Origin of the sequence: Streptomyces himalayensis subsp. himalayensis, assembly GCF_013778455.1 — a bacterium.
GTDB classification, from domain to species: Bacteria; Actinomycetota; Actinomycetes; order Streptomycetales; family Streptomycetaceae; genus Streptomyces; species Streptomyces himalayensis.
Window position 1 is genome coordinate 731228 of the sequence record NZ_JACEHE010000001.1, and the last position, 19654, is coordinate 750881.

At 68.7% G+C, this 19654-nt stretch carries 17 protein-coding genes, 2 pseudogenes and 1 riboswitch; of the genes and pseudogenes, 9 read left to right on the forward strand and 10 right to left on the reverse strand.

Going from position 1 to position 19654, the window contains the following annotated elements:
- Window positions 1–81: 81 nt before the first annotated feature.
- A riboswitch (ZMP/ZTP riboswitch) is annotated at window positions 82–168 on the forward strand.
- Window positions 169–190: 22 nt separating this feature from the next.
- On the forward strand, window positions 191–1051 hold the full coding sequence (locus H1D24_RS03175) for a bifunctional 5,10-methylenetetrahydrofolate dehydrogenase/5,10-methenyltetrahydrofolate cyclohydrolase (protein ID WP_181655912.1): 861 nt from the start codon (window positions 191–193) through the stop codon (window positions 1049–1051).
- Window positions 1052–1068: 17 nt separating this feature from the next.
- Here the strand turns inward: H1D24_RS03175 and H1D24_RS03180 are convergent.
- The 3 genes and pseudogenes from H1D24_RS03180 to H1D24_RS03190 form a co-directional block, all read right to left on the reverse strand.
- Window positions 1069–1320: pseudogene (locus tag H1D24_RS03180) on the reverse strand (UTRA domain-containing protein); the annotation flags it as partial.
- A 75-nt stretch (window positions 1321–1395) separates the two neighbouring features.
- On the reverse strand, window positions 1396–2052 hold the full coding sequence (locus H1D24_RS03185; protein WP_181655755.1) for a methyltransferase domain-containing protein: 657 nt from the start codon (window positions 2050–2052) through the stop codon (window positions 1396–1398).
- Between the two features lie 215 nt (window positions 2053–2267).
- Window positions 2268–2807: a GNAT family N-acetyltransferase gene (locus H1D24_RS03190; protein WP_258563760.1), complete on the reverse strand. Its 540-nt coding sequence runs from the start codon at window positions 2805–2807 to the stop codon at window positions 2268–2270.
- A 196-nt stretch (window positions 2808–3003) separates the two neighbouring features.
- Here H1D24_RS03190 and tpg point away from each other — a divergent pair.
- Both tpg and H1D24_RS03200 read left to right on the forward strand, forming a co-directional pair.
- Window positions 3004–3354 (forward strand): annotated as a pseudogene (gene tpg, locus H1D24_RS03195) (telomere-protecting terminal protein Tpg); the annotation flags it as partial.
- A gap of 123 nt (window positions 3355–3477) precedes the next feature.
- Window positions 3478–3714 carry a hypothetical protein gene (locus H1D24_RS03200; protein ID WP_181655758.1) on the forward strand — a complete coding sequence of 79 codons (237 nt, stop codon included), beginning with the start codon at window positions 3478–3480 and terminating at the stop codon, window positions 3712–3714.
- A gap of 13 nt (window positions 3715–3727) precedes the next feature.
- Here the strand turns inward: H1D24_RS03200 and H1D24_RS03205 are convergent, their stop codons facing one another.
- The 4 genes from H1D24_RS03205 to H1D24_RS03220 form a co-directional block, all read right to left on the reverse strand.
- Window positions 3728–4048, reverse strand: a complete 321-nt coding sequence (locus tag H1D24_RS03205; RefSeq protein WP_181655759.1) for a hypothetical protein — start codon at window positions 4046–4048, stop codon at window positions 3728–3730.
- A gap of 71 nt (window positions 4049–4119) precedes the next feature.
- Window positions 4120–5418, reverse strand: a complete 1299-nt coding sequence (locus H1D24_RS03210; RefSeq protein ID WP_181655760.1) for a hypothetical protein — start codon at window positions 5416–5418, stop codon at window positions 4120–4122.
- 30 nt (window positions 5419–5448) lie between these two features.
- On the reverse strand, window positions 5449–6165 hold the full coding sequence (locus tag H1D24_RS03215; protein WP_181655761.1) for a PepSY domain-containing protein: 717 nt from the start codon (window positions 6163–6165) through the stop codon (window positions 5449–5451).
- Window positions 6166–6506: 341 nt separating this feature from the next.
- Window positions 6507–7439 (reverse strand): aminoglycoside phosphotransferase family protein, encoded by a 933-nt coding sequence (locus H1D24_RS03220; protein WP_181655762.1) that lies wholly within the window; start codon window positions 7437–7439, stop codon window positions 6507–6509.
- 277 nt (window positions 7440–7716) lie between these two features.
- Between H1D24_RS03220 and H1D24_RS03225 the strand changes: the two genes are divergently transcribed.
- From H1D24_RS03225 to H1D24_RS03235, 3 genes are all read left to right on the forward strand, one after another.
- Window positions 7717–8373: a class I SAM-dependent methyltransferase gene (locus H1D24_RS03225; protein ID WP_181655763.1), complete on the forward strand. Its 657-nt coding sequence runs from the start codon at window positions 7717–7719 to the stop codon at window positions 8371–8373.
- A 129-nt stretch (window positions 8374–8502) separates the two neighbouring features.
- Window positions 8503–9045, forward strand: coding sequence for an MOSC domain-containing protein (locus tag H1D24_RS03230; RefSeq protein ID WP_181655764.1), 543 nt, complete (start codon window positions 8503–8505; stop codon window positions 9043–9045).
- A gap of 141 nt (window positions 9046–9186) precedes the next feature.
- A complete protein-coding gene (locus H1D24_RS03235; protein WP_181655765.1) occupies window positions 9187–9579 on the forward strand; it encodes a TIGR03618 family F420-dependent PPOX class oxidoreductase in 393 nt (130 codons plus the stop codon).
- An 86-nt stretch (window positions 9580–9665) separates the two neighbouring features.
- On the opposite strand, the gene H1D24_RS03240 is transcribed toward H1D24_RS03235, so the two are convergent.
- From H1D24_RS03240 to H1D24_RS03250, 3 genes are all read right to left on the reverse strand, one after another.
- Window positions 9666–10526 (reverse strand): prenyltransferase/squalene oxidase repeat-containing protein, encoded by an 861-nt coding sequence (locus tag H1D24_RS03240; RefSeq protein ID WP_181655766.1) that lies wholly within the window; start codon window positions 10524–10526, stop codon window positions 9666–9668.
- A gap of 113 nt (window positions 10527–10639) precedes the next feature.
- Complete coding sequence (locus tag H1D24_RS03245) at window positions 10640–12694, reverse strand: glycoside hydrolase family 31 protein (RefSeq protein WP_309484182.1); 2055 nt, start codon at window positions 12692–12694, stop codon at window positions 10640–10642.
- A 290-nt stretch (window positions 12695–12984) separates the two neighbouring features.
- Window positions 12985–13998, reverse strand: coding sequence for a LacI family DNA-binding transcriptional regulator (locus H1D24_RS03250; RefSeq protein ID WP_181655768.1), 1014 nt, complete (start codon window positions 13996–13998; stop codon window positions 12985–12987).
- A gap of 518 nt (window positions 13999–14516) precedes the next feature.
- On the opposite strand from H1D24_RS03250, the gene H1D24_RS03255 reads away from it, so the two are divergent.
- The 3 genes from H1D24_RS03255 (at window position 14517) to H1D24_RS03265 (ending at window position 19489) form a co-directional block, all read left to right on the forward strand.
- Window positions 14517–16472 carry an acyl-CoA dehydrogenase family protein gene (locus H1D24_RS03255; protein ID WP_181655769.1) on the forward strand — a complete coding sequence of 652 codons (1956 nt, stop codon included), beginning with the start codon at window positions 14517–14519 and terminating at the stop codon, window positions 16470–16472.
- A 438-nt stretch (window positions 16473–16910) separates the two neighbouring features.
- Window positions 16911–18188, forward strand: a complete 1278-nt coding sequence (dxr, locus tag H1D24_RS03260) for a 1-deoxy-D-xylulose-5-phosphate reductoisomerase (protein WP_181655770.1) — start codon at window positions 16911–16913, stop codon at window positions 18186–18188.
- Window positions 18185–19489 (forward strand): M50 family metallopeptidase, encoded by a 1305-nt coding sequence (locus H1D24_RS03265; protein WP_181655771.1) that lies wholly within the window; start codon window positions 18185–18187, stop codon window positions 19487–19489. The genes dxr and H1D24_RS03265 overlap by 4 nt, the downstream gene beginning before the upstream one ends.
- Window positions 19490–19654 lie beyond the last annotated feature (165 nt).

The window sequence follows — 19654 nt, forward strand, 5'->3', positions numbered from 1 at the left end:
ATCGCCCGCGCACCAGGCGGCGTCCGCGCGCTGCCGGTACGGCACAACCCACGGGGGCGAGACGCGCATCCACTACAGTGCGCCGTGGGCCGTGACTGGCGCTGAGGTGGAGCACCACCGGGGAGCGGTCTGACGAGAGCGTCGATGCCGTGCGCCTGGGCGAGTGGATGACCACGCCTGGGAGGCCATGATGTCCCCGACCCATACGGCCCAGCTCATGGACGGCACCGGACTCGCCCGGCGCATCGTCGAAGAGACCACCGCCAAGGCGGCGGAGATCGCACAACGCACGGGTGTCACGCCGTGCCTGGCGACGGTGCTGGTGGGCGACGACCCCGCGTCGGTCACGTACGTCCGCATGAAGCGGGCCCGCTGCGCGAAGGCCGGCATCCAGTCCCGCCACATCGGGTTGCCCGCCACCACCACGACCGCCGAACTGGTCGACACGCTGGCCGCCCTCTCTCACGACCCCCAAGTCCACGGCATCCTGCTGCAGCATCCGGTCGGGCCGGGAATCGACGAGCGGGCGGCGTTCGAGGCCATCGCTCCGGAGAAGGACGTCGACGGCGTCACTATGCACTCCTTCGGCGCGACGAGCTTCGGACTGCCCGGCTTCGAGTCGTGCACCCCCGGCGGGATCATGCGGCTGCTGGACGAGTACGGCGTCGAACTCGCCGGCAAACACGCCGTCGTCGTCGGCCGCAGCCCGATCCTCGGCAAACCCGTCGGGATGCTCCTGCTCGCACAGGACGCCACGGTGACGTACTGCCATTCCCGCACCACGGACCTGCAAGCGATCGTCCGCGAAGCGGACATCGTGGTGGCGGCGGTGGGTCGCCCCCGGCTGATCCACGGTCAGGACGTCAAGCCGGGCGCGGTGGTGATCGACGCCGGATACAACCCGGGCAACGTCGGCGACGTGGACTTCGACACCGCCCGCACCCGCGCCCGTCTGATCACTCCCGTCCCCGGCGGCGTCGGACCGATGACCATTGCCGTCCTGCTGGAGCAGACCGTGGCAGCCGCCGCGCGGCAGCTCGGAATGCGGTGACGCCGAGGGCTCTGCCGTCAGGCTTCGAAGTCGTACTCGAGCACATAGGCCGCGGAGTCGAGGGTCATTTCATTGAGCTCGACGACTCTGCCGTCTTCGGTCATGGCTGTCCGGCAGATCAGGATGACAGGGGTTCCCGAAGCGAGGGCTAGGCGCTCGGCCTCGCTGCTCGATGGCATCCGGCTGCGAATCTCCTCGCGGAAACGCGCAGGCCGGTGGCCGAGTTCGGCAAGGCGTGCGTACGTGCCGCCGGGGCCTGTGTCCTCTTCTGGCCGACTTAATGCCTGCATCCGTGGGACAGCGGCTCAATCGCAGCGGCGGCCTGGGCCCAGTAGGTGGCCTGTTCAGGTCGTTCCGTCTCTCTGCGCCAGGACGTCGTATCCGATGAATGTGAACATGCGCTCCCCCAGGGTCAGAGGCTGGGGTTCACCGGCGAAACGGTGCACCCCCACGCCGTAGCCCTCCTCCGGCTCGGAGAGCCACTGGCGCTCGAAACCGCGTGTCTCCAGCCAATTGCAGATGCGCGGTACGAGATCTGGTGGCTTGCGATGCCGGGTCCATACCAGGGTTCCGCCTGCCTTGCACAACTGGGCGCAGTGGGCGACGGTGCGATGGATGTCTTCGTCGTTGATGTTGCCGAAGACCCCGCATACCAGCACGAGATCTGCCGGGACCATGCCGCCATAGTGGCTGGTCAACGCGGCATCTCCGACCACGACTTCGACCCGTCCCACCCCGGCCAGCGCAGCGGCTTCCCGCGCCGCTGCCGCATTGCGCGAGTCGATTTCGACAAGCCGCGCGGTCACAGCTCCACGGCGCGGGTGCGTCGACAACGCGCCGAACAGATCACGGCCCTGACCGGCGCACACACTGATCACCCGGAGAGGACCTGTAGGGCACCCGTTGAGAGCTATTCGAATCCGCTCCTGCACAGCCCGCAATCGTCGTCCGAGGAAGGAATCCGGTAGGTCGTAGTCGTCGTGCCACACATGCCAGTCCATGCCCCGGAACCCTATGAGCGAGGAACTGGATGGAGCAGCCGGTTTTCCGGCCACAGCACCACGTCCGTCGCTTGGCCCACCTGGCCAAGGATGCGAGAGGAGCCGCTGTATGGCGTCTCATTCGAGACGGCAGCGACTCCTACCGTCTCACCCAGCCCCGGGCCAGGATCGAGCACACCGACACGGCCTGACCCCTGACGAGCCTGTCGTGAGGATTACAGGTCAGCGCGGAGGTCCTGACGTTGCATGGAATACATCGCCTGGGGAGCGTCCCACTCCACGAAACTGCTGATGAAGTGCATGCCTATGGCTTCAAGGAGTCGGCGTGAGCGGCTGTTGGCTTCCTGGGTGACCGCAATGACGGACGGATCGTCCGAGGGGGCATGGTCGAATGCCCAGCCGACTGCAGCCGTCACGGCCTCACGGGCATATCCCTGCCCCCAGTGTTCCGGCAGGAAGGAATAGGACACCTCCCGACGGCTGTCAAACCGGGACTTCGGATCGATCGACACAGAGCCGAGCAGGGTGGCCTCTTGGCGTGTGACCACGGCGAACAGGTTGGGACGACCCGCAAAATACTGTCGATAAGTGGCGAGTTGCTGTTCAGCGACCGGACCACCGAGGAAGCACCGGACGTCGGGATCGGTCCACAGTCGGGTGAACGCGAATACGTCGTCGGATTCGGCAGGGCGCAGCATCGACCTGGGGGTGCCGATGGTGGCAGGCCAGGAATCCGTGGCGGGCGATGAAGACATAGGAGTGATCATCGCATCAGGCGAGCAGGACAAGCTGACCTTTGGCGCTGTCGAAACTTGCCGACTTTTCTCTGCCTAATACTCCAGCTGTAGATCGCGATCTTCATGTCTGGGATGCGGCTTGTCGCCGGTAATGGCTGGTGAGGGATCGCTGCTGATGGAGTCGCCGCCAATGCGACCAGCCGAGCCGGTAGGCCGGTTGGAGACCGAGGTGAAAAAGCGGTGGCAGCCGCAGATCCGAGCGAAGGCCCGGCAGAAGGCGGCGACCACTGGTGGCATCGTCATCGACACCCGTGCCCGCATCGGCTACACCGCGCCGATCGGCTCCACCGATGAGGACCGCCTCCGGCACCTGACCGTCGCCCTGCCGCCGCAGTTCGCCGCCCGCCTCTTCGACGCCCAGGAGCAGGGCGCCACCGAGCAGCGTCTGCAGGAGATCGCCGCCGCAGCGCTCAAGGAGGTGTACTTCCAGGACAACGGCCGCCGAGCCGGCCAGCTGGAGGAAGTCCGCTTCACCGACATCGAGCACATCGAGTTCGACCTGTAGACGTTCCCGAACACCGCGAGCCCCGGACCACCCGGTCCGGGGCTCGCTTGCGTATCCGCGGGGGTCGGATGTTCTCCCAACGCCGCCCATACAGCGGCGGTTACGCCGTCCCGCGTCGGGGGCATGACCATCGCCGTGACCGCCCTGCTCGGCGGCATCGCCTGCGGCTCGGCCACCGGCGGCTGGGTCGTGGAGCACGCCTCGGCGGCGGTGGGTTACGCGGTGACGGCCGCAGTGGCGGCCGTCACGCTCATGATGTCCCTGACGGGGCCGGTATTGCGACGCGCCTGCCCTGCCGGGCTCCCCTTCCCGATCGCGGTTCCCCTTCCCGATCGCGACACGCGGATCGGCTCACGGTAGCCATTACGCACTCTCACAGCGGTATGACGCCGCTTTCCACGTAGTCGAGGGCGACCCACGCGGGTATGACCAGGGACAGCAGGTGCCACCAGGTCAGTGGGGACTTCCGGAGGACGAGCCGGGCCGATCCGATTCCGAGCATTCCGAGAATCGCCGAGAAGATCAGCAGCTCAATGATTTCGCGACCTTCCTGCCGCCACCGCTCGGCCGGTTCCTCGATGAAGCTCCAGCCAGAAAGGGTGGCAAAAAAAGCTGACCAGTAAAGAAAGAAGGCGCACACGATCATTGCCAGCGCCCACCGGGCGAAAAAACCTACCACGTTCTTCTGCCGCATAACCGATCCTCGACTGTCCGGCGGGACGGCCGGCGACTCAGCGAGGAGCCGACGGCCGTCACATCCTGGCGTTATCCCTGAACCTGATACTCCCACTTACCACCGCACTTCCATGAGCTGTAGATCTCGTTGAGGCACTTGGGATCGGTGAGCGGGTGGTCGAACATCAGGTAGTTACTCTGCGTACCGTCGGAGTAGTAGATCGTTCGGTACTGCTGGTGGTTGGGCATCCGGTCGTGCGTGCCCGACATACCGTATCCGCCGCTGCTGTAGGCCACCTGCGTCTGCTCGTACGAGATTCTCGCGAAGGGCGTGCAGTACGGGTGGCCGGCTTCATGCTCCACGGACGTGTAGGCGGTGCGTCCGGTGTTGTCGAGCGGGGTGATCACGATGTCCTCGGTGCTCGCGGTACGTGAGGAGTCGTAGATGTAGCTGGTGCCGACCTTCTTGTACCGCTTGGTGGTCGTGATCCCCTTGCTGGGATAGGTCTTTGCCCGGGTCCAGGCGTAGTAGGCGGAGGTCAGGCTCTTGTAATTGCCCACCCCATAGTCGTACTTACCGCGGTTGTTGCCGTTGTACCACCAGTCCTCCCCGTTGTCGCCGCTCTCGCAGTTGAGGTAGTAGCCGTCCTCCGGGGCATCGATCCACTGCCAGGGAATGTACGTCTCGTAGTTGAAACGGCTGGCCAGGATGGTGGGAATTCCAGCGGGCAGGACGTCTCCTTCCCGGGTCTGCTGGGAAGCGCTCGAAACGTCCGTGGACGCGGGTGTGACCCGGACGCCGTAGTGGACGTCCGTCACGGTGGCGTCGGTGATCTCCCCGACCACCGGCGGCTTGGCGTACATGTTGTACTCGGCGGTCTCACCCAGCTTCGCCGGGAGGTTGACGGCCGTCGATGCCACCGACATCGCCGGGATTCCGTCGCCCTCGACCGTGTACGACGTGACACCAGAGAGCGCGCCCCAGCTGAACCAGGTGCCTTCTGCCGTGGTCATCGCGGTCATCGGCGTACGGGCCGACGCAGGGTCCGGCAGGGTCGCCATGACCTTCGCCACGACCGTTTCTCCAGTCTCGGTGAGGGCGACGACGAGCAGCGACAGTGCGCTGGGCGCAGTGGCGGGGATGCGGGTGGTGGTCTGCTCACCGCGCCACAGCACCCGGTTCTCGTAGTCGTCGACGACCAGATAGGCGGTCGCGTCCGGGATCTGCTCCCAGCGCAGCTCCACCGCGTCGGCGGCCACAACGACAGGGGCGGACGTCACCGCGTGCACGGTGGTGGGCAAGGTGAGGCCAGTGGCGACGAACAGCGAGGCCAGTACGACAGCGATTCTCTGCCTCAGCCGTTTCTGGATGAGCGTCGACATGGACATGTATGTCCTCCGTGAATTGTGGGGCAGGGGTCAGACGGTGGTGCGGGACAACACGGCGCCGGTGCGGGCATCGATCTCGATGCGGTCGACGTCGTGGACCAGGGCTTCGGGGCGCCCGGTCAGACCCCGGTCGACGGTCACGATCCACCTGCTGGTCTGCCAGGTGTCGGCCACGGCGGTGGCGATGCCGCGGTCGTCGCCGACGGCTTCCCGGGCGGCTGCGACGGCCTCGGACTCACTCACCGCGAAGGCGGCCGTGGGCTCTTCACCGGCGTCGGCACCGCCGCCGGTGGCCGAGAAGTAGACGACAGCGCCGGTCCGCCGGTCGATCTCGACGGTGACCTCACGTGCACCAGCCTTTCCCGCATCCACCGGACGCCACCGCAGCAGCTGCAGCGCGTCGCCGGCGAGGTGGCTGATGGGCTCGTCTGCGACGATTTGCCAGTCGGTGGTGAAGCCGAGAAGGTTGGCCTCGGCGAACCGCTGGGCGGTCTCGCGTGCCTGGTCGGTGGAGAGAGCGACCTCGCCGCTGGTTGTCGGTGTGCCCATGGCGTCGAGGACTGTGCCGTCGGGCCGTGCCCGATAGAGCACTCCTTCGGCGGTGATCACGTCGGCGACCTCGGTCCCGTCCGGCCCCGTGCTGGTCGTCGTGGTGACCAGGGTGAGCTGTGCGAAGCCGGGGAAGGCCTCCGTGGCGAGGGGATCGCTGTCCAACGGCTCCCCGGCGCCGGCCGGCTTGAGCTTCACGCCCCCCGGGTTGGTGATACCGACTGCACAGCAGCCTCGGCTACCGCAGTCCCGCCGAATACGAGACCGCACTCGCAGCCTGACCACCACACCGATGGTGTCCGTCAAAGCGGAACAAGCTCACACACCGTTTCCTCGAGGGTGGCCTGACCAGGCGCGGCGAGGAGAGCGGGCGAACCGGCCCGCAATGCGGCCCATGGCCGCCGCGGATGCTTCCCGCCACCGGGCGGGATCTATGCTGTGACCTGCGGCCACCATCTCATCGTCAGTCCACACAGCTCACGATGATCAACGGTGGCCGCACTCGTCCACCCACCGGACCCGGCCAGCACCATCACGCTCTACGGGCGTTCGATGAGCAACTCCGCCAGTCGGTCGGCGAATTCGATGAGCCAGTCCAGCCGTGGTCCACTACGGGCGATACGAAAGCCGTGGCGGCGGCCCCAGAACGCAGCCTGGACGGCATGGAACTGGGACCACCGCTGGACGCGTTCACGGTCGAGTTCCGCGGCCTCGGCGAAGACGTCCAAGACGCGGTGGACAGCCTTGCCCAGGTCATCTGCTTCAAGGAGCGTCAGCGCGCGGGACTTCATCAGTGTGCCGCCGTCGTAGGCGGGATCTCCCACGTACCCCTTGGGGTCGACAGCCAGCCACGGCTCTCGGCCGGCACGCAGGATGTTCTTGGCATGTAGATCGCCATGGATGAGGGTGTCCGGCTGAGCCTGACCCAGCTCCCGAACGGTCGCCACGGCGGCATCCAGCACCTGACGCGGCAATGCATTTGGCAACTCCTCGGCGTCCTTGCACAACTGCTCCTCCCAGGCATCGGCCTGCGCACACAGCCGGGGCAGGCCGAGCGGTGCGGGGATGGCAAGGCGGCGATTGAGCCGCCCGGCGACCGTCACCACCTCGTCGCCGTCCTCGACCTCCGCCAGGGTCGACGGCTGAACCCGCTCCAGCAGCATCGCGAACCGCTCGTCGTCGCGCTCGTGCAGCAGGACGGCGCCGCACCCGCCCCACGCAACGAACGCATCCGGCTCATGGACGTTGCCGGGATGCGGAAACGACACCTTCAGCACGGCGCTCTCCTCAGCCCGCCGCCGTACCGGAACGATGACGCCGACGCCCCCGTGCATGACCTCGCCATCCGGCACGCACCCCCAGCGCCCCAGCAATTCCTCCACGATCCCGGGCAGCTCGGCGAGCCACGCGGCCCCGGCCTCCCCCTCGCGGTCGACGGTGCTCTGTGCGAACTCCTCTGGCATCGCGATCATCCCGGCACCCTACGCGCCAGCCCGCCACAGCCACCAAGCCCAAGCCTGCCGCTGCCGCCCGGCAGACCGCGCACTACGAAGATCGCGATCTACAGCTGGAGTACTAAGGATCGCGAAGTGCTGCCGAAACCCACCGGCATGCGATGTCCGTCGCCAACGACAAAGCCACCAGAGAACGTGTCCTGGTACCGGTCCAGTACAACTGGTTGATGGGCTGAGCCATAGTCAGTTTCCAGACCGAGCGTCACAGGGCCGCAGGGCCTGCTGGGATGACGGCATGACAACGCTGCCGCACCACGTCCTGCAAGCCCTTGAGCGGTTCAATACCGCTCACCCATGGGACCACAACGCCCACTACCACCGATGGATACTGAGACAGCTCCCGAAACACTTCGACCGGGGGCTCGACGTCGGCTCCGGTAGTGGCGACCTGGCCAGGCTCCTGGCCACACGCGCCAACGAGGTGCACGGAATCGACGCCGATCCGGTCATCGTCGGCCGGGCACGGGAGCTGACTCCTCCGGCCGCCCAGGTGACGTTCTCCGTCGCAGACGCGCTGACCGGGATCCCCGCCGGTTCCTACGACGTCATCACGTGCGTCGCCGCCATCCACCACCTGCCGTTCACCGATGCGCTCACCCACTTCCGTAGGCACCTGGCACCCGGAGGAACGCTGGTGGTCGTCGGACTGGCCCGCGCGCAGACCCTCGGTGACCACCTGCTCGGCGCCGCCGCCATCCCGCTGAACGCCGCCACGGGATGGTTCAAGAACAGGGGCCGGACGGCACCACGGCCGGTCTCGATGACCGCCCCGACCCGACCAGCGGACATGAGCTTCTCCCACATTGTCCGCGAGGCCCGCCACGTCCTGCCAGGTGCACGGCTGCGACGCCGTCTGTTCTGGCGCTACACGTTGGTATGGCAACAGCGCTGAGTGGTCCAGGCGCCAGGGCGCCTCGCGCACGAAAAAGTCCCCGAGGTCACGATGCTCGTCCTCGGTGGAAGCCTGTTGCTGCGCCACGTAGGTTCGAGGCAGACGTCGCATCGCAGAAGGGGCCCTGGCATGGGCGGAACGGTAACGGCGGTCAGCAGCAATGGCGAGCACTCGTTCAGCAAAACGAACCGGGACGGCATCAGGTTGCTCGCCGGGCTCGGTGTGGAGGGTGACGTGCACGCCGGGGTGACGGTCAAGCACCGTTCGCGGGTCGCGCAGGACCCCACACAGCCGAACATGCGCCAAGTCCACCTCATCCATGAGGAGCTCTTCGCCGAGGTCGGCCAGGAGGGATTCAAGGTATCCCCGGGCGAGCTCGGAGAGAACGTCACCACCCGAGGCATCGATCTGCTGGGTCTGCCCGCCGGCACGCTGCTGCACATAGGCGAGGAGGCGATGGTCGAGGTCACGGGCCTGCGCAACCCCTGCCTGCAGATCGACAACTTCCAGGACGGGCTGCTGAAGCAGGTCGTCGGCCGCGACCAGGCCGGCAACATCGTGCGCAAGGCGGGAATCATGGGCATCGTCCTGCGGGGCGGCGAGGTGCGGCCGGGCGACGCGATCCGAGCCCAGCTTCCGGCGGGGCCGCATCGGCCGCTGGACCGGGTCTGAGGCTCGGCGAAGTCGCCACACTCATGTCCGTGACGGACAACGTCCACGCCATCGTCTCCGGCCTGCCCGCCGGCGGCAGGCAGGCGGTGGCCGACACCCGGCCGCCTACCGGATAGCGACGGCGGGTGGTGAGATAGGCGGATGCCCACGCCCACGCCCGCCGTCCTCGATCGCCTCGCCCGTGAGCGCAACGCCTGGCTGTGCACCGTACGGCCGGACGGCTCTCCTCATGTGACGCCGGTGTGGTTCGTCTACCTGCACGACACATGGTGGATCGGTGCCGACGAAGGCGCGGTCAAGGTCCGCAACATCGAGAAGACGCCCCGGGTCTCCCTGGCCTTGGAGAGCGGCGACGCGCCGGTGGTGGCGGAGGGCGAAGCGGCAGTGCACCGCGACGCCTTCCCGGCGGAGGTCACGGCGGACTTTGCCGCCAAGTACGACTGGGACGTCACCGCCCCGCAACGACCGGGCCGCGGCCGGGTGCTGCTGGAGGTGCCGGTGCGCCGCTGGCTCCTGGCGGGCGTCGCCCAGTGACCTCCGGCCGGCGAACACAGCATGTCGGGTGGCTGCTTTCACCCATGCCCGACGCGACGGTGCAGGCGGTGGCCTGAGCTGCTGCTTCAACTGCCGTAAGCGGTCAGGACCTGCAGGGCCCGCAGCGTCTCGATGCCCCGGAAGGCCAGGGTGGAGGCGCTGCTCGGTGGCTGCCAGGTGATGGCCCAGCCGCCGTCCGGCTGTTGGTCGCGGCGGAGCCGCTCGAGGTGGCCTTCGATCAGGTCGTCGGCGAACAGCCGACGCCAACGGCTGTCCGGTGTGGGGGCGAGGTGCAGGGGGGTGATGCCGTAGCCCGGATCGTCGGGATCTGCCCGGTACAGCGAAAGCTTGGGCAGGCACTCGCCGACCCCGGACGCCAGGGCTTCGGCCCGGGCACGATCGGGGACGTGCTCGAGGAAGACCAGAGCCTCGGCCAGCGCGTGGGCGTCCTCGGGCAGGCCGGCTTCCAGCGCCGACCAGCACCATGCGGTGGCGGTGGTCAGCCAGGGATGCTCGACACCCAGCCGGTGCAGCCGGCCTGCCAGCCCGGCGGTCGGATTGAGCCCCGGCGTGTACGTCCACTCGCTCCAGTGCTCGGCCCTGGGGTACTGCTCGATGACCGGTGAGGCCAGGGCGACGGCCCCGTCCCGGGCGGCGACCGACTGCAGCCAGTCGCACGCCCGCTGGACCATCTGCTCGTCGGTGATGCCGGCGTCGGCCAGAGCCTGGAGGGCCATCTCGACGTCGATGGGAAGGCTCGCGGGGCAGAGTTTGTCGGGCTCCAAGCCGTGTGCGAACCCGCCGTCGGGGTTCTGATAGCCGCGCAACGCGTCCACCACGCCGGAGGGGTCGGCACCCTCGAAGAGGCAGGCGAACAGCCGCCGCTCCAGAAGGCGTCCCTCACGACGGATGAACTCACGGGCGGAGAAGAAGGCAGCGTCGGTCATGGCGCCATGTATAGCGCCTGGCACACGGATTCTGAGGCGAACGGCAGTCTCGTAGCGACGGACGAGGGCGGCCGCTCCCCCGATGGACCGGCCGCCCTCCCCTCACCCCGCGGCTACTCCGCTACCGGCAGCCGCGCCCCGTCCCGCAGGAACAGCGGGATCCGGTCCAGCGGGGCGTCGACCGTGACGGTCGTGCCGCCCCCGTACTCCTCGCCGGTCCAGGCGTCCGTCCACCGGGCGCCCGCCGGGAGGTACACCGTCCACTCCGTGGCGCCCGCCGTCAGTACCGGTGCCACCAGCAGATCCGGGCCGAAGAGGTACGCGTCGTCCACCGACCAGGCCGTCTCGTCCTCGGGGAACTCGAGGAACAACGGGCGCATCACCGGCAGGCCCTCCTCGTGGGCGGCGCGCATGACCTCCAGGACGTACGGCTTGAGGCGTTCGCGCAGGTGCAGGTACTTCTCGAGGATCGCGGCGTTCTCCTCGCCGTACGACCACACCTCGTTCGGGCCGCCCGTCATGTCCGGGCCGAGCGGCATGCCCGGGTCGCGGAAGCCGTGCAGGCGCATCAGCGGAGACAGGGCGCCGAACTGGAACCAGCGGACCATCACCTCCCGGTACGCCGGGTCGTCCGGGTCGCCGCCGTGGAAGCCGCCGATGTCGGTGTTCCACCACGGGATGCCCGACAGCGCGGTGTTGAGGCCCGCAGCGATCTGGCGGCGCAGGGTCGCGAAGTCCGTGCCGATGTCGCCGGACCACAGGGCGGCGCCGTAGCGCTGGCTGCCCGCCCAGGCCGAGCGGTTGAGGGTGACCGCCTCGGTCTCGCCCGCGGCGCGCATGCCCTCGTAGAAGGTACGGGCGTTCTCGCGCGGGTAGAGGTTGCCGACCTCCAGGCCGGGACCCGCGTAGTAACGCAGGTTCTCGGCGAAGTGCGGCTTGAGCTCCGGCTCGCAGGCGTCGAGCCAGAAGGCGCGGATCCCGTACGGCTCCAGGTAGTTGTCGCGTACCCGCGACCACACGAACTCGCGGGCCTCCGGGTTGGTGGCGTCGTAGAAGGCGACCTGGACGGTGGACGCGACCTCCTTGTCCGGCCAGTCGGCGTGCGCCATCGGGCTGTACTGCGTGCCGATGAAGTAGCGCTTCTGCTCCATGAGCTCGTGGTTCTCGCTGAGCGGAGACACCGACGGCCAGACGGACACGACCAGCTTGATGCCGAGCGTGTCGAGTTCTCGCATCATCGCGGCCGGGTCGGGCCACTCCGCCGGGTCGAACTTCCAGTCGCCCAGATGCGTCCAGTGGAAGAAGTCGCAGACGATCGCGGAGATCGGCAGGCCGCGCCGCTTGTATTCCCGCGCCACGGCGAGCAGTTCGTCCTGCGTGCGGTAGCGCAGCTTGCACTGCCAGAAGCCGGCGGCCCACTCCGGCAGCATCGGCGTCCGGCCCGTCGCCGCGCTGTAGCGGCGCTGGGCGTCGGCCGGGGCGCCCGCGGTGATCCAGTAGTCGATCTGGCGGGCGGAGTCGGCGACCCAGCGCGTGCCGTTGTCGGCCAGCTCGACGCGGCCGATCGCGGGGCTGTTCCACAGCAGCGTGTAGCCGCGGCTGGAGGTGAGCACCGGGATGGTGACCTCGGCGTTGCGCTGCACCAGGTCCTGGACGGTGCCCTTCTGGTCGAACCGCCCGTGCTGGTGCTGCCCGAGGCCGTACAGCTTCTCGCCCTCGTACGCGCTGAAGCGCTGCTCGAGGCGGTGGTGGCCGTTGCCGGTCGGGGTGTAGAGGCGCGCGCCGGGCCACCAGAAGTGGGCGCGCTCCTCGGCGAGCAGTTCGGTGCCGTCGTCGGTACGGACGAAGCGGATCTGCCCCTCGGCGCTGATGTGCGCGGTGATCGCGCCGACGGTCAACTGCCCCTCGTCGTCGCCGATCTTGACCGTCACCGCCTGGGCGGGCTCAGGGTCGTCCATGAGTGCGCCGGGCAGCCCTTCGAGGACGGGGCCGCCGAGCCGGGCCCGGACGCGGATCGCGCCCGGGCCCCAGGGCTCGATGCGTACGGTCTCCTGGCGGCCGCTCCACTCCAGCGCACCGTCACGCTCGCGGAACGTGCCGATGGTGGGGGACGACTGCGCCAGGCTGGGGGAGCCTTCTCCAGGCTGGGGCACGGCAGGCTGGTTCACGCGGGTGCTCCTGAGGGAGTGGTGTGACGGCTGGTGTGATGTGACGGCTCGTGCGATGTGACGGTTGGTGTGGTGACAGGCCGGCCTGGCGGGAGCCATGCCGGGGAGTGGCGGGGCGGCGGGGACAAGGCGCTCGGGCCCTCGCTGATAGGGCGCAGGTCGCTTGTTCGGGCGCCGGGCTCCGGGCCCGAGGCTCGCCGGGGGGCCCGAGGCTCGCCGGGTGCCCCGAGGTACTGCGGGGGCCGTTCCGGGGTTCTGCCCGTGCTCCGGGGAAGGCTGGGCCCCGAGGCTCAGCCAGTAGCCGGGGCCGGGCCCGAGCTGGCCCGTACGGTCAGTTCCGGCGGGAGCAGCACGACCTCGTCCGTGCCCTGTCCCTCGAGCTTGGCGACCAGGAGTTCCACGGCGCGCCGCCCCATCTCCTGCGCGGGGATGGCGACCGAGGTGAGGCGCACCGACGCCTGCATGGCGAGCTGGTCCGGGCAGATCGCGACCACCGACACGTCCTCGGGAACGGCGCGGCCGCTCTGGCGCAGCAGCGCGAGCAGCGGCTCGACCGCGGACTCGTTCTGCACGACGAACCCGGTGGTGGACGGACGCTCGTCGAAGATCCGGGCCAGGGTCACCGACATCGCGTCGTAGCCGCCCTCGCAGGGCCGGTGCAGCAGCCGTACGCCCAGCTCCCGGGAGCGGCTGCGCAGCCCGTCGAGGGTCCGCTCGGCGAATCCGGTGTGCCGCTCGTACACTCCGGGCGCCTCACCGATGACAGCGATATCGCGGTGGCCGAGCTTGGCCAGATGCTCGAGGCACAAGGCACCCGTCGCCCCGAAATCGAGGTCGACGCAGGTGAGCCCGGTCGTGTCGGCGGGCAGGCCGATGAGCACGGACGGCCGGTCCGTGCCGCGCAGCAACGGCAGCCGCTCGTCGTCGAGCTCGACGTCCATGGGGATCATCGCGTCCGCGAGCCCGCTGCCGGTGACCCGCCGTACGGCGTCGGGCCCCTCCTCGCCGGTCAGCAGCAGTACGTCGTACCCGTGCGCACGGGCCGTTGTGGCGACGGCGATGGCGATCTCCATCATCACCGGCATATACATGTCGGTACGCAGCGGAATCATCAGCGCAATGATGTTCGAGCGGCTGCTTGCCAGGGCCCGGGCCCCCGCGTTGGGGTGGTAGCCGAGCTCCTGGATGCTCCGCTCGACGCGCTGCCGCGTGCCGGCGGAGATGGACCGCTTGCCGCTGAGGACATAGCTCACCGTGCTCGCCGACACTCCGGCGTGCTGGGCGACCTCGGCGAGGGTGACCATCCAGCTCTCCAAGCGTTGGTTTGAAGCGCTTCGACAACGGGCGCTGCGGACAGGACTGCGGGATGAGGGTGATCCGACAGTAGCCCGACGGCCAGGGGGTGTCCATAGGTTGTCGAAGCGCTTCGACTAGGAGTTTGAACCCCGTAACCGAGTCCGACATGCGGGCCCACACCATCTGATCGTCCGGGTCTCCGACACCACCAAGGCGATGTTGAACCTCGACGACTTCGCGCAGGCCCTGGCCCGCCGGAAAGCTGCTCGGCAAGGACAAGTATCTCTCCGGTGTCGAGGCCGGCACGGAGGTGTTCAAGGCGGCCGGGCGGCTGGACACGAAGGCGTACTCGGCGGACGTCGGCTGACCGCCGCGGGGCCCCGCGCGAGGCGCCCCGTTCCCCCGAACGGTGCGCGAGGGCTGGTGGGGGCCCGGCATATCGGGTACATACGAACGAGTAGCACTGGTCGGTAACCGACCGGACAATCGATCTCAATCGACCCCACTGCGCGGCGAGGTGAGCCTCATGTCCGCACCAACCAAGAAGCCGACCGTCACCACGAAGCCGACCGTCACCGAACGCGAAGCCCGTCAGGTGGCCGAGGCGGCGCGTGAGCAGGACTGGCGCAAGCCCAGCTTCGCCAAGGAACTCTTCCTCGGCCGCTTTCGGCTGGATCTCATCCACCCCCATCCGACGCCCCCCGACGAGGACGCCCAGCGCGGTGAGGAGTTCCTGGCCAAGCTGCGCGACTTCTGCGAGACGAAGATCGACTCCGCCCGTATCGAGCGGGAGTCCCAGATCCCCGACGAGGTGATCCAGGGGCTCAAGGAGCTCGGCGCGCTCGGCATGAAGATCGACACCAAGTACGGCGGCCTCGGCCTCACTCAGGTGTACTACAACAAGGCGCTCGCCCTGGCCGGCTCCGCGAGCCCGGCGATCGGCGCGCTGCTGTCCGCGCATCAGTCGATCGGCGTACCGCAGCCGCTGAAGCTGTTCGGCACCCAGGAGCAGAAGGACACCTTCCTGCCGCGGTGCGCCCGCACGGACATCTCGGCCTTCCTGCTGACGGAACCCGACGTCGGCTCGGACCCCGCACGCCTGGCCACCACCGCGGTGCCCGACGGCGACGACTACGTCCTGGACGGCGTGAAGCTGTGGACGACCAACGGCGTCGTCGCCGACCTGCTGGTCGTCATGGCGCGCGTACCGAAGTCCGAGGGCCACAAGGGAGGCATCACGGCTTTCGTCGTGGAGGCCGGATCCGAGGGCATCACGGTCGAGAACCGCAACGCGTTCATGGGCCTGCGCGGCATCGAGAACGGCGTCACCCGCTTCCATCAGGTCCGGGTTCCCGCGGCCAACCGCATCGGCCCCGAGGGCGCCGGACTGAAGATCGCGCTCACCACACTGAACACCGGGCGCCTCTCCCTGCCCGCCATGTGTGCGGGCGCCGGCAAGTGGTGCCTGAAGATAGCCCGCGAGTGGTCGGCCGCCCGCGAGCAGTGGGGCAAGCCCATCGCCCACCACGAGGCCGTCGGCTCGAAGATCTCCTTCATCGCGGCGACGACCTTCGCCCTGGAGGCCGTACTGGACCTGTCGAGCCAGATGGCCGACGAAAACCGCAACGACATCCGCATCGAAGCGGCACTGGCCAAGCTCTACGGTTCCGAGATGGCCTGGCTGATGGCCGACGAGCTCGTCCAGATCCGCGGCGGCCGCGGCTTCGAGACGGCCGCGTCCCTCGCGGCCCGCGGCGAGCGGGCAGTCCCTGCCGAGCAGATCCTCCGAGACCTGCGCATCAACCGCATCTTCGAGGGCTCCACGGAGATCATGCACCTGCTGATCGCCCGTGAGGCGGTCGACGCCCACCTGTCGGTCGCCGGGGATCTGATCGACCCCGAGAAGTCCCTCTCCGACAAGGCGAAGGCGGGCGCGAAGGCCGGCGGATTCTACGCACGCTGGCTGCCGAAACTCGTCGCCGGACCGGGCCAGCTCCCGCGCGCATACGCGGACTTCCACCCGGCGGGCCACGTGGACCTCTCGACGCATCTGCGCTACGTCGAGCGGTCGGCCCGCAAGCTCGCCCGCTCCACGTTCTACGCCATGTCCCGCTGGCAGGGCCGCATGGAGACCAAGCAGGGCTTCCTCAGCCGGATCGTCGACATCGGCGCCGAGCTGTTCGCGATGAGCGCGGCCTGCGTACGGGCGGAGATGCTGCGGAACACCGAGGGGTACGGCCGCGAGGCCTACCAGCTCGCCGACGCCTTCTGCCGCCAGTCCCGCATCCGCGTCGACGAACTGTTCGCGCGCCTGTGGACCAACACCGACGACCTGGACCGCAAGGTGGTCAAGGGCGTCATGAGCGGCATGTACACCTGGCTGGAGTCCGGCATCGTCGACCCCTCGGGCGAGGGCCCGTGGATCGCGGACGCCACGCCTGGGCCGGCACGACGGGAGAACGTGCACCGGCCGATCCGCTGACGGGCTCCCCGTCACCGGGCCGTCGGCGTCCCGTTCAGGGCCCGGTGGGCGAGGCGGTGCGCAACGCTCCCGCCTCGCCCGGCGGCCACCTCATGCACCGGCTCAAGGACGGGCACGGGATCGAGCTCGGCCGGGACAACTTCCCACGCCAGCCCAACCGCACCCGTCTGCGTCCGTTGTTCCCGGCCTCACTGTTCCCCGAGCGACCTTCGTACGACGTGATGTCGGGCCGTACACGGTCCTGGCGCGACGAACGGCGCTCGGGGAGCGCACAACCGTTCCCACGGCCGGTCCCACGGGACCGGTGGCGCTTCCGGCGGAACGACCGGGACATCAGGCGGAATGACCGGGACGTTGATCCGCCCGTCCCCGCCCCGGCACGAGCGGAACGACAGGCGCCCTGTCCCACCCCAGGGCCCTTGCGGACACAATGGGGGCATGAGCGACAGCCCAGCCCCCCTTGCCGACCCGCATCTCGTCTTCGACCCCGTCGTCGCAGACGGCCCCCGGGACATCGTCATCCTCGGCTCCACGGGTTCGATCGGCACCCAGGCCATCGACCTCGTGCTGCGCAATCCCGACCGCTTCCGGGTCACCGGACTCTCCGCCGCAGGCGGACGGGTCGGGCTGCTGGCCGAGCAGGCCAGGCAGCTGCGGGTGCGCACGGTCGCGGTCGCGCGCGAGGACGTCGTCCCCGCGCTGTGGGAGGCCCTGAGCGCCCAGTACGGGGCAGGGGAGCCGCTCCCGGAGATCCTGGCCGGACCCGACGCGGCCACCCAGCTCGCCGCGTCCGACTGCCACACCGTGCTGAACGGGATCACCGGATCCATCGGGCTGGCCCCGACCCTCGCCGCTCTCGAAGCCGGCCGCACCCTCGCGCTCGCCAACAAGGAGTCGCTGATCGTCGGCGGCCCGCTGGTCAAAGCGCTCGCCAAGCCGGGGCAGATCATCCCCGTCGACTCCGAGCACGCCGCGCTCTTCCAGGCGCTGGCGGCCGGCACGCGCGCGGACGTGCGCAAGCTCGTCGTGACCGCGTCGGGCGGCCCCTTCCGGGGGCGTACGAAGGCGGAGCTCGCGAAGGTCACGCCTGAGGATGCCCTGGCGCACCCCACCTGGGCCATGGGCCCGGTGATCACCATCAACTCCTCGACCCTGGTCAACAAGGGGCTCGAGGTCATCGAGGCGCACCTGCTGTACGACATTCCCTTTGATCGCATTGAGGTGGTCGTGCACCCGCAGTCGTATGTCCACTCGATGGTGGAGTTCACGGACGGATCGACGCTGGCCCAGGCCACCCCGCCCGACATGCGCGGGCCCATCGCGATCGGGCTCGGCTGGCCCGAGCGGGTGCCGGACGCCGCACCGGCGTTCGACTGGACGAAGGCGTCGAGCTGGGAGTTCTTCCCCCTGGACGAGGAGGCGTTCCCCGCGGTGGGGCTCGCCCGGCATGTCGGCGAGCTCGCGGGCACGGCTCCGGCGGTGTTCAATGCGGCAAACGAGGAGTGCGTGGACGCGTTCCTGAACGGCGCCCTGCCGTATCTCGGGATCATGGAGACCGTCACGCAGGTGGTCGCCGAGCACGCCACGCCGCGTACGGGAACTTCGCTCACCGTCGCGGACGTCCTCGATGCGGAGACCTGGGCGCGCGCCCGGGCCCGTGAACTGACGGCGAAGGCTACCCAAGCGACACGGACGACCGCGGAGGCTCGTGCATGACGACCCTGATGATGATCCTCGGCATAGTCGTCTTCGCGATCGGGCTGCTGATCTCGATCGCCTGGCACGAGCTGGGACATCTGTCGACCGCGAAGCTCTTCGGGATCCGTGTGCCGCAGTACATGGTGGGCTTCGGCCCGACCATCTGGTCCCGCAAGAAGGGCGAGACCGAGTACGGCATCAAGGCCATCCCGCTCGGCGGCTACATCCGCATGATCGGGATGTTCCCGCCCGGCAAGGACGGCCGCCTCGAGGCACGCTCGACCTCGCCCTGGCGCGGCATGATCGAGGACGCCAGGTCGGCGGCGTTCGAGGAGCTCAGGCCCGGCGACGAGACCCGCCTCTTCTACTCGCGCAAGCCGTGGAAGAGGGTCATCGTCATGTTCGCGGGCCCCTTCATGAACCTCGTCCTGGCCGTGGCGATCTTCCTCGGCGTGATGATGACCTTCGGCGTCCAGACCCAGACCACCACGGTCGGCAAGGTCTCCGACTGCGTCATCGAGCAGAGCGAGAACCGCACGACCTGTGAGAAGGGCGACAAGGCGGCGCCCGCGAAGGCGGCGGGCCTCAAGGCGGGCGACAAGATCGTCGCCTTCGACGGCAGGCCCGTGGAGGACTGGTCCGCGCTGCAGGCCGACATCCGCGCCAACCCCGGCAAGGACGTCACCATCACCGTCGAGCGCGACGGCAAGCGGCAGGACCTCGAGACGCACCTGATCAAGAACCAGGTCAGCAAGACCGACGGCGAGGGAGGCTACGTCGAGGGCAAGTACGTCTACGCCGGTTTCCTCGGCTTCACGCCCGCGTCCGGCATCGTCCAGCAGTCCTTCGGCCAGTCCGTGGACCGCATGGGCGACATGATGGAGAACGGCGTCGAGTCGCTGATCTCGCTGCCCTCCAAGATCCCCGCCCTGTGGGACGCGGCGTTCGGCGACGGCCCGCGGGAGCCGGACTCCCCGATGGGGGTCGTCGGCGCGGCACGGGTCGGCGGCGAGGTGTTCACGCTGGACATCCCGCCGGAGAACCAGATCGCGATGATGCTGTTCCTCGTCGCGGGGTTCAACCTGTCGTTGTTCCTGTTCAACATGCTGCCGCTGCTGCCGCTCGACGGCGGTCACATCGCGGGCGCCCTGTGGGAGTCCCTGCGCCGCAACACGGCGAAGCTGCTGCGGCGGCCCGACCCGGGCCCGTTCGACGTCGCAAAGCTGATGCCCGTCGCGTATGTGGTGGCCGGGATCTTCGTCTGCTTCACGATCCTCGTACTGATCGCGGACGTCGTTAACCCGGTCAGAATCTCCTGATCACGGGGCATTCACGGCGGCCGGGCAGGCTCTCTGCCCGGCCGCCTGCCGTTGGGGGGGACATAAGGACGTGATGTGCTCCGGCCTGAGGGTGTGCCGTAACCTCGAAGGCCCGGAGCCCGCCGATGACGGGACCTTGATCCATACCTTGGGGTTGCACAGCAG

What these genes read in the sequence shown, in the direction of transcription:
- H1D24_RS03250 (WP_181655768.1), bottom strand. Translation starts at nt 13,998, where the DNA reads ATGGTCACCCTCGCCGAGGTCGCCCAGCACGCCGGAGTGTCGGCGAGC.
- dxr (WP_181655770.1), top strand. Translation starts at nt 16,911, where the DNA reads ATGAGCGACAGCCCAGCCCCCCTTGCCGACCCGCATCTCGTCTTCGAC.
- H1D24_RS03200 (WP_181655758.1), top strand. Translation starts at nt 3,478, where the DNA reads ATGACCATCGCCGTGACCGCCCTGCTCGGCGGCATCGCCTGCGGCTCG.
- H1D24_RS03225 (WP_181655763.1), top strand. Translation starts at nt 7,717, where the DNA reads ATGACAACGCTGCCGCACCACGTCCTGCAAGCCCTTGAGCGGTTCAAT.
- H1D24_RS03235 (WP_181655765.1), top strand. Translation starts at nt 9,187, where the DNA reads ATGCCCACGCCCACGCCCGCCGTCCTCGATCGCCTCGCCCGTGAGCGC.
- H1D24_RS03190 (WP_258563760.1), bottom strand. Translation starts at nt 2,807, where the DNA reads ATGTCTTCATCGCCCGCCACGGATTCCTGGCCTGCCACCATCGGCACC.
- H1D24_RS03220 (WP_181655762.1), bottom strand. Translation starts at nt 7,439, where the DNA reads ATGATCGCGATGCCAGAGGAGTTCGCACAGAGCACCGTCGACCGCGAG.
- H1D24_RS03240 (WP_181655766.1), bottom strand. Translation starts at nt 10,526, where the DNA reads ATGACCGACGCTGCCTTCTTCTCCGCCCGTGAGTTCATCCGTCGTGAG.
- H1D24_RS03230 (WP_181655764.1), top strand. Translation starts at nt 8,503, where the DNA reads ATGGGCGGAACGGTAACGGCGGTCAGCAGCAATGGCGAGCACTCGTTC.
- H1D24_RS03210 (WP_181655760.1), bottom strand. Translation starts at nt 5,418, where the DNA reads ATGTCCATGTCGACGCTCATCCAGAAACGGCTGAGGCAGAGAATCGCT.
- H1D24_RS03175 (WP_181655912.1), top strand. Translation starts at nt 191, where the DNA reads ATGTCCCCGACCCATACGGCCCAGCTCATGGACGGCACCGGACTCGCC.
- H1D24_RS03265 (WP_181655771.1), top strand. Translation starts at nt 18,185, where the DNA reads ATGACGACCCTGATGATGATCCTCGGCATAGTCGTCTTCGCGATCGGG.
- H1D24_RS03205 (WP_181655759.1), bottom strand. Translation starts at nt 4,048, where the DNA reads ATGCGGCAGAAGAACGTGGTAGGTTTTTTCGCCCGGTGGGCGCTGGCA.
- H1D24_RS03255 (WP_181655769.1), top strand. Translation starts at nt 14,517, where the DNA reads ATGTCCGCACCAACCAAGAAGCCGACCGTCACCACGAAGCCGACCGTC.
- H1D24_RS03185 (WP_181655755.1), bottom strand. Translation starts at nt 2,052, where the DNA reads ATGGACTGGCATGTGTGGCACGACGACTACGACCTACCGGATTCCTTC.